Origin of the sequence: Agromyces soli, from assembly GCF_022811605.1 — a bacterium.
Taxonomy (GTDB): domain Bacteria; phylum Actinomycetota; class Actinomycetes; order Actinomycetales; family Microbacteriaceae; genus Agromyces; species Agromyces soli.
Map to the genome: position 1 here is coordinate 3215729 of NZ_CP094533.1, position 12808 is coordinate 3228536.

The 12808-nt window shown below is 70.7% G+C and carries 12 protein-coding genes; 8 read left to right on the forward strand and 4 right to left on the reverse strand.

The genetic code is table 11. The annotated features are described in order from the left end of the window. Window positions 1-22 precede the first annotated feature (22 nt). The 3 genes from pdhA to MTP13_RS15450 are packed head-to-tail and all read left to right on the forward strand — an operon-like array spanning window position 23 to window position 3317. Window positions 23-1141, forward strand: coding sequence for a pyruvate dehydrogenase (acetyl-transferring) E1 component subunit alpha (gene pdhA / locus MTP13_RS15440; RefSeq protein ID WP_243568563.1), 1119 nt, complete (start codon window positions 23-25; stop codon window positions 1139-1141). Further along, entirely contained in the window at window positions 1138-2130 is a 993-nt protein-coding gene (locus MTP13_RS15445) for an alpha-ketoacid dehydrogenase subunit beta (RefSeq protein WP_243568564.1), read from the forward strand. The genes pdhA and MTP13_RS15445 overlap by 4 nt, the downstream gene beginning before the upstream one ends. Window positions 2131-2144: 14 nt before the next feature. Continuing rightward, window positions 2145-3317, forward strand: a complete 1173-nt coding sequence (locus MTP13_RS15450) for a dihydrolipoamide acetyltransferase family protein (protein ID WP_243568565.1) — start codon at window positions 2145-2147, stop codon at window positions 3315-3317. A gap of 18 nt (window positions 3318-3335) precedes the next feature. On the opposite strand, the gene MTP13_RS15455 is transcribed toward MTP13_RS15450, so the two are convergent. Continuing rightward, window positions 3336-3764 carry a winged helix-turn-helix transcriptional regulator gene (locus tag MTP13_RS15455; protein ID WP_243568566.1) on the reverse strand — a complete coding sequence of 143 codons (429 nt, stop codon included), beginning with the start codon at window positions 3762-3764 and terminating at the stop codon, window positions 3336-3338. A gap of 145 nt (window positions 3765-3909) precedes the next feature. Between MTP13_RS15455 and MTP13_RS15460 the strand changes: the two genes are divergently transcribed. Both MTP13_RS15460 and MTP13_RS15465 read left to right on the forward strand, forming a co-directional pair. Next, window positions 3910-4269: a DoxX family protein gene (locus tag MTP13_RS15460; protein ID WP_243568567.1), complete on the forward strand. Its 360-nt coding sequence runs from the start codon at window positions 3910-3912 to the stop codon at window positions 4267-4269. 148 nt (window positions 4270-4417) lie between these two features. Continuing rightward, complete coding sequence (locus MTP13_RS15465) at window positions 4418-4966, forward strand: type 1 glutamine amidotransferase domain-containing protein (RefSeq protein WP_243568568.1); 549 nt, start codon at window positions 4418-4420, stop codon at window positions 4964-4966. A gap of 78 nt (window positions 4967-5044) precedes the next feature. Here the strand turns inward: MTP13_RS15465 and MTP13_RS15470 are convergent, their stop codons facing one another. Next, on the reverse strand, window positions 5045-5527 hold the full coding sequence (locus MTP13_RS15470; protein WP_243568569.1) for an SRPBCC domain-containing protein: 483 nt from the start codon (window positions 5525-5527) through the stop codon (window positions 5045-5047). Between the two features lie 16 nt (window positions 5528-5543). On the opposite strand from MTP13_RS15470, the gene MTP13_RS15475 reads away from it, so the two are divergent. Next, window positions 5544-5903 carry an ArsR/SmtB family transcription factor gene (locus MTP13_RS15475; protein WP_243568570.1) on the forward strand — a complete coding sequence of 120 codons (360 nt, stop codon included), beginning with the start codon at window positions 5544-5546 and terminating at the stop codon, window positions 5901-5903. Between the two features lie 263 nt (window positions 5904-6166). Then, on the forward strand, window positions 6167-10657 hold the full coding sequence (locus MTP13_RS15480; RefSeq protein WP_243568571.1) for a DUF7507 domain-containing protein: 4491 nt from the start codon (window positions 6167-6169) through the stop codon (window positions 10655-10657). A gap of 68 nt (window positions 10658-10725) precedes the next feature. On the opposite strand, the gene MTP13_RS15485 is transcribed toward MTP13_RS15480, so the two are convergent. After that, a complete protein-coding gene (locus MTP13_RS15485) occupies window positions 10726-11589 on the reverse strand; it encodes an SDR family oxidoreductase (protein ID WP_243568572.1) in 864 nt (287 codons plus the stop codon). A 64-nt stretch (window positions 11590-11653) separates the two neighbouring features. On the opposite strand from MTP13_RS15485, the gene MTP13_RS15490 reads away from it, so the two are divergent. Further along, on the forward strand, window positions 11654-11998 hold the full coding sequence (locus MTP13_RS15490) for a winged helix-turn-helix transcriptional regulator (protein WP_243568573.1): 345 nt from the start codon (window positions 11654-11656) through the stop codon (window positions 11996-11998). Between the two features lie 136 nt (window positions 11999-12134). Here the strand turns inward: MTP13_RS15490 and MTP13_RS15495 are convergent, their stop codons facing one another. Further along, window positions 12135-12689 carry an AAA family ATPase gene (locus MTP13_RS15495; protein ID WP_243568574.1) on the reverse strand — a complete coding sequence of 185 codons (555 nt, stop codon included), beginning with the start codon at window positions 12687-12689 and terminating at the stop codon, window positions 12135-12137. Window positions 12690-12808: the final 119 nt, after the last annotated feature.

The window sequence follows — 12808 nt, forward strand, 5'->3', positions numbered from 1 at the left end:
TCGGGCGAGAAGGAGAACCCCCATGCCCCGGACCACGACGAGCCGCACTCGCCCCCGGTCGGCGCCCACGGCCCCGGCCGCTGACGACGCGCCGAGCGCGGCGCAGGAACTCGCCTTCTACCGCCAGATGGTGTTCATCCGGCGCTTCGAGGAACGCGCAGCTCGCGCGTACACGGAGGCGCGGATCGGCGGCTACTGCCACCTCAACCTCGGCGAGGAGGCGACCGTCACCGGGCTGATGTCCGCCCTCCGCGCCGAGGACTACGTGTTCACGAACTACCGTGAGCACGGCTACGCCCTCGCCCGCGGCATCGCGCCCGAGCGGATCATGGCCGAGCTCTACGGCCGCAGCGACGGCGTTTCGAAGGGCTGGGGCGGCTCGATGCACCTCTTCGACCTCGAAGCCCGGTTCATGGGCGGCTACGGCATCGTCGGCGGGCAGCTCCCGCTCGCGACCGGCGCCGCCCTCGCGATCGACTACCGCGGCGGCGACGAGGCCGTGGTCTGCCTCATGGGCGACGGCACCACGAACATCGGCGCGTTCCACGAGTCGCTGAACCTGGCGGCGATCTGGAAGCTGCCCATCGTCTACGTCATCGTGAACAACGGACTCGGCATGGGTACCACGGTCGAGGAGGCCTCGGCGGAGCCCGAGCTGCACCGACGCGCTGCGGCCTACCGGATGGCGTCGGCCCGGGTGGACGGCAACGACCCCATCGCGGTGAGGGAAGCCGCCGCGACGGCGCTCGCAAGCGCGCGGGCCGGGGCACCATTCCTGCTCGAGGCCGTGTCGGGCCGACTCAAGGGGCATTCCGTCGTGGACCCGGCCCGCTACCGGAGCCGCGAGGAGGTGGAGGCGGCGCGGGCCGCCGATCCGATCGCCGGCTACGCGGCTCGGCTCCTCGAGTCGGCTCGCCTGAGCGAGCAGCAGATCGCGGACGCCGAGCGGGATGCCGATCGCGCCGTCGCCGCGGCCGTCGCCTTCGCCGAGGCCAGCCCGCACCCGGACCCGGAGACCCTCTTCGACTACACCTACGCGACGCCCGTACCGAACGACTCGAGGCGGCGGCCCGGCGAGGCGCTCTTCCTCGCGATGCCCGCCGCGTCGACCGCCGCCTCCGTGAACGGAGCCACCGCGTGACCGTCACCAGTTACCGCCAGGCCCTGCACGACGCCCTCCGTGAAGAGCTCCTCCGCGACGAGGATGTACTGCTCATGGGCGAGGAGATCGGTCGCTTCGAGGGCTCGTACAAGATCACCGCCGGGCTCCTCGCGGAGTTCGGGGCGAAGCGCGTCCGCGACACCCCGATCGCCGAGGAGGGCTTCACCGGGGCGGCCGTCGGCGCCGCGATGCTCGGCCTGCGCCCCGTGGTCGAGATCATGACCATCAACTTCTCGCTGCTCGCGCTCGACCAGATCGTGAACCACGCGGCGAAGATCTACGGCATGTTCGGCGGGCAGGCGCGGGTGCCGCTCGTCATCCGCACCCCGGGAGGCGGCGGGCAGCAGCTCGGCGCGACGCACTCGCAGAACGTCGAGCTGTACTACGCCTTCGTTCCCGGTCTGAAGGTCGTCGCCCCCGCGACACCGGCCGACGCGAAGGCCCTCATGCTCGCGGCGATCCGCGACGACGACCCAGTGCTGGTGCTCGAGAACCTCGCGCTGTACAACACGAGCGGCGAGGTGCCGGACGATCTCGAGCCCGCCGAGATCGGCCGGGCTGCGGTCACCAGGACGGGCAGCGACGTGACCATCGTGGCCTACTCGCGGATGGCGGTCGTCGCCCTCGAGGTCGCCGAACGGCTCGCCGCGGAGGGCATCGACGCCGAAGTCGTCGACCTGCGGAGCCTGCGTCCCCTCGACCGCGACACGATCATCGCCTCGGTGCGCAAGACGAACTGCGCCGTCGTGCTCGAGGACGACTGGCTCACCTACGGCATCGGAGCGGAGATCGCCGCCACCATCGGGGACGGCGCGTTCGACTGGCTGGATGCCCCGGTGCGCCGCGTCGCGATGGCCGAGGTGCCGATGCCCTATGCGAAGAGTCTCGAGCTCGCCGCACTCCCCTCGGCGGACGACGCGGCCGCCGCCATCCGCGAGACCGTCGACGCCGTCGCCCGGCGCCGCTGAGCAGGAAGACCGCCATGATCGACATCCTCATGCCCCGCCTCTCGGACACCATGACCGAGGGCGCCATCGCCGCCTGGCACAAGCAGCCGGGCGACGCGGTCTCCCCCGGCGAGCTCCTCGTCGAGATCGAGACCGACAAGGCCCTCATGGAGCAGGAGGCCTACGAGGCCGGCACGCTCGTCGAGATCCTCGTGCAGGTCGGCGAGAACGTGCCGATCGGCACGCCGATCGCGCGCCTCGACGATGGACGGGCAACGTCCGCTCCTGCGCCGGAGCCCGCTGCCGATCGCCGGGCGGCCAGCCCGCTCGTGCGCCGGATCGCCCGCGAACGCGGCCTCGACCTCGCCGACATCCCCGGCTCGGGGCCTGGCGGCCGCATCGTCCGCGCCGATCTCGACACCCCTCCGCCCGGCCCCGTGAGCCCGGCTGGCTCCCCGAGCCCGACTGGTTCCCCGAGCCCGACTGGTTCCCCGAGCCCGTCGAAGGGCACCCCCTCGACAGCGATCCCCTTCGACGCCATCCGCCGCACCATCGCCGCCCGTCTGACCGGCAGTGCGACGACCGTGCCGAGCTTCACCGCCACGGCATCGGCGAACGTCGAGGAGCTCTTCGCACTTCGCGTCCGCGTGAACGAGGCAGCGGTCGACGACGAGCCGCGGATCAGCGTCAACGACCTGCTCGTCCGCGCCGTCGCCCTGGCCTTGCGCGCGCATCCGGGCGTCAACGCCTCCTACTCCGCCGAGGGCGGCGGCGCCACGGTGCGGCACGACGGCATTCACCTGGGGATCGCGATCGCCTCGCCGGCCGGGCTCGTCGTGCCCGTCGTGCGCGACGCCGATCGCCTCGCTGTGCGGGCCATCGCGACGTCCACGCGCGAGCTCGGCCGTCGCGCCGCGGAGCGGGCGCTCGCACCGGACGAGCTCGCAGACGGCACGTTCACGATCAGCAACCTCGGCATGTACGGCGTGGAGCACTTCACCGCGATCATCAACCCGCCGCAGGGCGCGATCCTCGCCGTCGGCGCGGCCCGACCCGAGCTCGCCCTCGTCGACGGCATCCCGGTCGAGCGACGACGACTGCGGTACACCCTCACCTCGGACCACCGCATCATCGACGGCGCATTGGCCGCGGAGTTCCTCGCGACGCTCACCGGCCTGCTGGAGCATCCATTCCGGATCGTCGCGTGAGACCGGCGGCGACGGCGTTCAGGCGTCGTCGCCGTCGAATTCGGCTCGCGCGTCGAGGATGGCCCGGTGGTGCTCGGCCGCCCACGCGGCGAGCGCGATCGCGGGTTCGGAGAGGGAACGACCGAGTGGCGTGACCGCGTACTCGACCCGCGGCGGGATCTCCGCGTAGCTCGTGCGCGAGACGAGTCCGTCGCGCTGCAGGCTGCGCAGCGTCTGGGTGAGCATGCGGTGCGAGATGCCGTCGACGCGGCGCTGGATCTCGGTGAAGCGCAGCGGACCGTCGTGCAGGAGGCCGATGACGAGCAGACTCCATTTGTCGCCCACGCGGGCGAGGATCTCGCGGATGACCCGGCTCGCCGGATGGTCGGTGCTGCACGAGGCGGCTCCCTCGCCATCGGCACCCGACGGCGGGAACGGCAGCGTGCGGGAGACGGCCGGGTCGCTCATGTGCACCTTCCCGCGGCCCGCCCTGATCGATGCCCCGGTCACGCACCTCGAGGTGCGTGACGCACGGAGAAGTGCCGGGTCCGCATCCATTACAGTACCTGATCGTGCGTTACACACGATCAGTAACTATTAGGGAGCCCCTCGCATGATCATCGCCCTCTGGGTCATCACCGGCCTGCTCGCCGCACTCTTCGTCATGGCCGGCTCGATGAAGGCCGTGACGCCGTACGAGCGCGTGCACGAGCGCATGGGCTGGGTCGAGGAGGTGACCGCACCGCAGCTGAAGACGATCGGCATCCTCGAGGTGATCGGCGCGATCGGCCTGATCCTGCCGGCCGCGACGGGCGTGGCGCCGTGGCTCACCCCCGTCGCCGCCTTCGCGCTCGCCGTCATGATGGTCGTCGCGGTCGCGCTGCACATGCGCCGGCGCGAGCCGTTCGCACCGAGCCTCGTGCTCGGTGTTGCAGCCGTCCTGGTCGGCATCGGCTGGGTCGCCTTCGGTTGAGCGGGCGTCGGCTGAGCGACGGGCGGGCTGCGCGCCCGTAGCATCCTCGGCCGGCATCGGCCACCCCCTCGCAGCCTCCGCGCGTCGGACGCAGAGTGGAGTCATCCCCCAACGGGACACCCACCACCACCGACGAAAGGACGGACGGATGACGCACCTCAGCGGACAGCGCGTGGCCTTCCTCGCCACCGACGGATTCGAGGACAGCGAGCTCACGAGCCCGTGGGAGGCGGTGACGGGCGCCGGAGCGACCGCGACGATGGTCGCGCCGGAAGCCTCGGAGATCACCGGCAAGAAGGGGCACGTGCAGCGCGTCGACGTGCGGGCCGGCGCTGCGAGCGCCGACGACTTCGATGCGCTCGTGCTGCCGGGCGGCGTGGTGAACGCCGACCATCTCCGACTCGACCGCGACTCGATCGACTTCGCGCGCGCCTTCTTCGAGCAGCACAAGCCCGTCGGCGTGATCTGCCACGGCGCCTGGATCCTCATCGAGGCCGGCGTCGTCGACGGGCGCACGATCACGAGCTACCCGAGCCTCGCCACCGACCTCAAGAACGCCGGAGCGAACTGGGTCGACGAGGAGGTCGTCGTCGACCAGGGCCTGGTGTCGAGCCGCACCCCCGACGACCTGCCCGCCTTCAACGCGAAGGTCGTCGAGGAGATCGGCGAGGGCACCCACGCCGGCCAGACGGCCTGACCCCACCCACGAACGCCCCGGCAGATCCTGGATCTGCCGGGGCGTTTCCCGTCGATGGGCGGATGCCTCGCCCGCATCTCAGCGGTAGAAGCCCTCGCGGAGGTTGATGCCGTGCTCGACCCAGGCCTTCAGAGCCGAGAGCATGCCGGTCCATCCCTCGCAGTTGCCGAAGGCGTGCTGCGCGCCGCCCTCCGTGAGCTTCCACGCCGACTCGGTGATCGTCACGAGCGTGCGACGGTCGTCATCGATGGGCTCGAATTCGAAGGTCGTGCGCGTCGCGGCGGCGCCGCCGTCGGCCGTGCCCGGCGCAGCGTCCCACTCGATCACGATGCGTCGCGGCGGCTCGGCCTCGATGACGCGAACCGGGAATCGGCCCGGGAAGTCTGCGAAATCCCAACTGACCTCCTCGCCGGCGTCGAGCCGGCCGCGCGCGCCGCCGGTCGTGAAGTAGCGGGAGAGCTGCGCGGGGTCGGCGACGGCCTCGTAGACCTCGGCGCAGGGTCTCGCGACCCGGCCGGACACGGTGAAGGCGAGTCGTTGGAGCGCAGCATCCTCATTCATGTTGTATTTTTATCACATGACTCAGGATGCCGGAAGCCCCGCCGCGGACGACGATGCCGTCTTCAAGGCGCTCGCCGCACCCGTGCGGCGGCGGATGCTCGACGCGCTGCGCGAGTCGTCCCTCACGACCGGCGCCCTCTGCGCCCGCTTCTCCGAACTCGACCGCACCACCGTGCTGCAGCACCTGCGCGTCCTCGAGGAGGCCGAGCTCGTCACCGGTCGAAAGATCGGACGGGAGCGCCACCTCGCGCTCGCCCCCCTGCCGATCAAGCGCATCCACGACCGCTGGATCAGCGGCTACATGCAGGCCGCGGTCGACCTGCTCGACCACCTCGACCTGCCGGACGCCGGGGCGACCGAGCACCCCCACCGCTGATCGGAACCGGGAACGGGCCATCGCGCGACTCTGGCAAGAATGCCGCCCACCTCAGGGATCCCAAATCCTGAGCGCGACGTCACGAGCGACAGCGAGCGTCGACTTCGCCGCGGCGCTTCGCGCCCGCCGCCCCCATGCATCCCTGTTGCGTCAACGCCGTCGGCAAAGTGCATGATGCGCAGCATACCAGTAGGATGGCCAAGCATTGGCATCCCGTCGTGCGCGCACTCGGCAGGCGGGGAATCACGTTGGGAGACGCGCAGATGAAGAAGCCCGCACGACGAGAGCGGCGGCGCATGGCCGCGACGACCGTGCTCGGCCTCCTCGCGACCTTGTTCGTCGCCCCGATCTCGGCGACCTCCGACGCGCTCCCGGCGATCGCCGCGACGACGTTCGACTGCACCTCCGTGTACTCCTTGCGTGCCCCGTCCCCGAACAACTACCTGATGGAGGTCGACCCGGGCACCGGGGTCGCGACGAATGTCGGCAGGTTCGACAACAGCGGGAGCACGACGAACCTCAACGCGCTGGGCTTCACCGGGGACGGGCGTCGCGCGATCGCCGCGGGCCAGACCGGCACGTATCTGCTCATGATGGACCCCGACGGAACCACCACCGCGCTGGTCCGCGGTCTGCCCAACGCCGCCGTCAACGTCACCCACGGCGCCGTCAACACCGCCGCGAACGTGTACTACTACGGCGGATTCAGCGGCTCCACCGCCTACGTCTACGGCTACGACCTGGGTGCCGACGAGTACCTCGGCCTCGTCGCGCGCGGCAGTGTCCCCGGCGGCAACAACGGCGACTGGGCGTTCGACAGCACGGGGTACCTCTACGTCATCGCGGGCGGCAACGGCGGCAACACGCTCTCGGTGGTCAAGCAGCAGCTGCCGACCACCTCGCAACCGCAGCCGCGCGCCATCACGGGCGAGACGCTGACCACGATCAACACCCCGAACAACAACATCAACGGCATCGCCTTCGGCGGTGACGGGTACCTCTACATGGCGAGCGGCACCACCTGGTACCAGGCGAACCCGAGCACCGGGCAGGTCATCTCGCAGCGGGCGCTCACCGGCGACAACCGGAACGACTCCGGCGACCTCGGCTCGTGCGCGAGCCCGAACACGATCTCGGTCCGCAAGGCGTTCCCCGAGGGGCGCGTCGACGCCGCCGACCAGGTCACCCTGGAGGTCACGGGCGGCGGCATCACCCGTGGCAACCGGGCCACCACCTCGGGCTCCAAGCAGGGTGTTCAGGACGACCCCGCGATGATCGCGGGGCCCGTGATCGGACTCGGCGGCGAGACCTACCGAGTCACCGAGAGCGGAGCGGGCGCCGACGAACGATACGTGCGCAGCTGGCGGTGCGTCGACACGAACTCGAACCGAGAGCTCGCGCGAGGAGGGGGCACCTCGGGCGAGTTCGTGCTGCCGTCCGGCTCCGCGGTCGTCTGCACCTTCACGAACGACGCCCAGCGTCCATCCGTCGGCCTGACCAAGACGGCGGGGACGCCGACGGACGTCAACGACAACGGCATCACCGATGCCGGGGACACGATCGCCTACGAGTTCCTGGTCGAGAACACCGGCAACACGATCCTCACGGACCCCACGGTCGACGACCCGAAGCTCGGCGCGGTCACCTGCCCCGCCGTCGCACTCGAGCCGGGCGAATCGGTGAGCTGCACCGCGCCGGTCTACACGATCACCGCCGACGACGAGGATGCCGGCTCGGTCGACAACACCGCGACCGCGGCGGCGACGCCTCCGAACGGGCTTCCGCAGGTCTCCTCCCGTCCGTCATCGACCTCGACTCCGGTCGAGCGTGCGGCACCGGCGCTCGCCATCGAGAAGTCGGCCGAACCGCAGGACGCGGCGAGCTATCAGGAGGGGCAGGAGATCACCTACTCCTTCGTCGTCCGCAATACCGGCAACGTCACCGTCGCAGACATCGACGTCACCGAATCGGACTTCTCCGGAACGGGAACCCTCTCCGCGCTCAGCTGCCCTGCCGACCGGACGCTCGCTCCGAACACCTCGTTCGTGTGCACGGCGAGCTACACGCTCACGCAGGCGGACGTCGACGCCGGCGAGGTCACCAACGCCGCGACGGCGTCCGGCGACGCGCCCGACGGGGCTCCGGTCGACGCGCCCGAAGACACCGCCCGGATCCCCGTCGAGGCAGACCCGCAGATCGCACTCGAGAAGTCGGTCACCCCGAGCGCGCCCGCCGGCCCGGGCGAGACGGTCACGTACGAGTTCGTGATCACCAACACCGGCAACGTGAGCCTCACCGACCCGACGATCGACGAGACCGCGTTCGGCGGCAGCGGCGCTCCGCCCGAGGTGAGCTGCCCGAGCGGGGTGCTGCGCCCCGGAGAGGTCGTGATCTGCACGGCGAGCTACGTCATCACGCAGACTGACGCCGACGCCGGCGGATTCGAGAACACGGCGACGGCCACCGCGATTCCGCCGGCCGGCTCCGAGCCCCCGGTCTCCGCTCCGTCCACCGCCGAGGTCGCCATCGCCGCTCGTCCCGACCTGGACCTGCGGAAGTCCGCCTCGCCGGAGACGATCGGACGGGCCGGCGAGACGGTCACCTACTCGTTCGAGGTCACGAACCGCGGCAACGTCACCCTCCGCGACCTCGAGGTCGCGGAGGGACAGTTCTCCGGCACCGGCGAGCTGAGCGCCATCGACTGCCCGGTGACGAGCCTCGCAGCAGGCGAGACCACGACCTGCACCGCCACCTATCAGGTGACCCAGGAGGATGTCGACACGGGAACGATCGCCAACTCCGCCACCGTGGGCGGCACCTCGCCCAACGGGGAGACCGTGCCCTCGCCGCCCTCCAGGGCGACCGTCGACGCTCCGCCGTCCCCTGCGGTCGAGCTCGAGAAACTCGCCGATCCGACCACTGCCAGCGCCGCCGGCGCGACGATCCAGTACGACTTCGTGGTGCGCAACACCGGAAATGTCACGCTCCACGAGCTCACCATCGACGAGAACGACTTCAGCGGTTCCGGCCAGCTCAGTGCGATCACCTGCCCGGGCGACGCCTTGGCACCCGGCGCCGAGATGACCTGCCACGCCGACTACACCCTCTCGCAGGACGACGTCGATGCCGGCGTCGTCACGAACACCGCTACCGCACGCGGAAACTCTCCCACGAACGAAGAAACGAGCTCCTCCCCCGCGAACGCCATCGTCACGATCGAAGCGGCACCGAGCCTGACCCTGGTGAAATCCGCCGACCGCACCGAACTGCGCGTCGGCGAGGAGATCACCTACACCTTCGTGATCGAGAACACCGGCAATGTCACGCTGACCGGGGTGACGGTGAACGACACCGGGTTCACCGGCTCGGGATCGCTGTCGGAGATCAGCTGCCCCGACGAGGCATCCGCACTGAAGCCGGGGGCGCAGATCGACTGCAGCGCGAGCTACACGGTCACGCAGGCCGACGTCGACCGCGGCACGATCGACAACACGGCGACGGCCACCGGCACGCCGCCGTCGGGCCGCGAGGTGACGACACCCCCCTCCGAGGTGCGCATTCCGCAGGATCCGCAGCCGTCGCTCACCCTCGCGAAGTCCGTCGATCCCGGCTCCGCGACTGCGGCCGGCACCACCGTCACCTACACCTTCAACGTGCGCAACACCGGCAACGTCACGTTGCACGAGATCGGCATCGACGAGCAGGACTTCTCCGGCACGGGCAGCCTGTCCGCGATCGAATGCCCGGCTGCTCCACTCGCTCCCGGCGGGACGACCAGGTGCACGGCGAGCTACACGATCACGCAGGCCGACGTCGATGCGGGCACGATCACGAACACCGCCGCCGCGCACGGCACCCCGCCGAGGGGCGGTGCCGTGGATTCCGATCCCGACGAGGCGGAGGTGGTGATCCCGCCGGCCCCGAGCCTGCAGATCGTGAAGTCGGCCGACACGACGGAGCTCGTCGCCGGTGAGACGATCACCTACTCGTTCGTCGTCAGCAACACCGGCAACGTCACGCTGCACGAGGTCGCCGTCAGTGAGGGCGATTTCTCGGGTGCCGGCGAGCTGTCCGAGGTCGTCTGCCGGGACGACGCCGGGCAGCTCGCACCCGGCGCGCAACTCGTCTGCAGCGCGACGTACGTGGTCCAGCAGGCCGACGTCGACCGCGGCACGCTGGAGAACACCGCCACGGCGCAGGCCACCAGCCCCGGAGGTGAGGCCGTCGAGTCGGACCCGTCCGACGTGCGAATCCCCCAGGACCCCCAGCCCGGGCTCACCCTCCTGAAGACAGCCGACGCCGACCGGGCTGCGAAGGCCGGGCAGCGCATCACCTACTCGTTCGCCATCACCAACACCGGCAACGTCACCCTCCGCGACGTCACGGTGCAGGAGGGCGAGTTCTCCGGCGCCGGCGCACTCGGCGAACCCGTCTGTCCCGACGAGGCCGCAGCGCTGCTCCCCGGGCGCACGGTCGTCTGCACCGCGGTGTACACCGTGGTCGAGGCCGACCTCAGCGGCGCACCACTGACGAACACCGCCATCGCTTCCGGCATCGGTCCCGGCGCATCGGATCGGGTGTTCTCCGGGTTCTCGACGGCGCTGGTGCCGACGGCGAAGACCGAGTCGCCCGGACTCGCGACGACCGGCGTGTCCATCGCGGTCGGCCTCATCGTCCTGGCAGCCCTGCTGCTGATCGGCGGGGCACTGGTGCTGGTCCTCCGCGCGCGGCGCGCCGCGCACCCGGGGTCGTAGCGGTGTCGCGGCGCGCTCGTCCCGGCCCCGCGACACGGCGGGCGGGCCGAGCGCGCCGCGACGACCGGCTACGCGTCGACGGCCGCGAGCCAGTCGGCGACGCTTCGAGGCGCCAGCCCGAGCATCATCTGCGCGCTCCGGTCCTCGGCGATGACGTTCTGGTCAGCAGCGTTCAGCGCGCGATAGAGGTCGACGACGGGCTGCGCGGCGGCCCCGAAGAGCGGCGTGATGAGCTCTCCGAACGCGTCGGGCGAGATCGCTTCGAAACGCACCTCCGTCGCGAAGTGCTGCGCGAAGCCGGCCGCAAGATCGGTGCCGGTGAGCCCCGGACGGTGCCCGATCGCGACGATGCCCTCGACCCAGTCGTCGGTGAGGAGCTCGACGGCGGCGTCCGCGACATCGACGTGGGAGCTCCACGACACGGGGTACTCCGCGGGCAGCGGGTACCGCAGGACGCCCTCGGAGCGAGCGGGCTCCGCGACGACCGGGAGCAGGAGGTTCTCGAGGTACAGGCGCGGGGCGACGACCGCCGTGGAGACCCCGGTCGCGGCAACGCCCTGGATCAGCTGCTGAATGGGTGCGGTGCTCGGAGCCTGCAGGGGCGACCCCGGCTCGTCCACGATGGCTCCGCTGGTGGAGATCACCACCCGGGCCGGCCGCGCCGTGTCGACGGCCGACACGATCGCCACGACCTGCGCCGCGGACACCGCCGGGTCGCCGCCCATCGGCAGATGCACGAACACGCCTTCCGCGCCGGCGTAGGCGCGCGCGAGCGCCTCCCCGTCCGCGAGATCGACGGCGAGCGATCGGGTGCCGGCCGGCAGCCCGGCCGGGTTCCGGACCGCGGCCACGGCGTCCCTCCCGGCGGCGGTCAGGGCAGCGAGAACGGGCAATCCTTGAGCTCCAGTGGCTCCATGTACGAGATAGGTCATGTCTCCATTAGTTCATCCAGTGCACCAGTTACGTCAACTGCACTAACGGGCTATCCTGGAAATCATGGTGGACGTCGACTTGCCCGACTGCGGGGTGGCGCGGTTTCTGCTCCTGTTCGACGGCCCGTGGGCGACGCTCATCATCCGCGAGTTGCTGCACGGACCGCAGCGGTTCGGAGAGCTCCGCGAGGCCCTGCCCGGCATCAGCGCGCACACGCTGACCAACCGCCTGCGGCTCTTCGAGTCGCGCGGGCTCCTCACGCGCACCGCGTTCCCTGAGATTCCTCCGCGGGTCGTCTACGAGCTCACCGATCTCGGTCGGAGCCTTCGGCCCGTGCTCGATGCGATGTACGCCTGGGGCAAGGCCGCACCGGTCTCCGCGTTCGTCCCGGCATCCGATCCCGCCTGAGACCCTGCCGGATGCCTCGGCAGCGACGCACCCCGGCGACACCGTTGAGCTCGCAAAGGCGCGTCAGCCGGGCGGACTGCATCGAGCAGCAGCCAACCGGCCCGCCGGCCCTCCGCGGTGCGGACGGAACGCGGACTCAGGGATCTGTGAGCAGGAACCGGCCGCCGGCGACGGCCTGCTGTACTGCTGCAAGCGTTTCGTGCGGCCGCTGCGCAGTGGTGTCGATGACGTGCGGCTCGAGCGGGCCCAAGTCAGCGAACTGATCCCACATCGCGGTCACTATCGCTTCGTCGACCAGCGCGTCGGGAGCGGTCCGCGCCTGCGCGCGCCGCACGGCTTCTTCGCGGCTTGGACGCAAGACGATGTAGTGCAACCGAGGCCGCACCGGCTCCTCATCGGCGCCCCGCCGGCGGAAGTGCGAAAGCATCCACGGTCCGATGATCCCGTCGACGACCGTCGTGAAACCGCCTGCGGCGTAGGTCCAGGCGGTCTGCTGGATCGCCGCCATCACCGTCTGGTTCTGCGCGTCGGCCTCCGGCAGGTAGGGAGCAACACCGCCCGACACGATCACATGCCAGAAGTCGTCGGTGTGCAGATGCGCCGCCAACGGATACCCGGCTGCCAGGCTCCGCGCCGTCGTGGTCTTGCCGGACCCTGGCGAACCGGTCAGAAGAACGACGTCCGCGTGCATGCGCTCCAGCGTAGCGAGCGGGAGTCCAGATCACTTCGCGCTCGAGCTTGAGAATGAGGCCGCCCTGCCACTCCCCCGTCGCGCCCGGAACGGCGCAGCCAGGATGCCGGCGAAGGGGC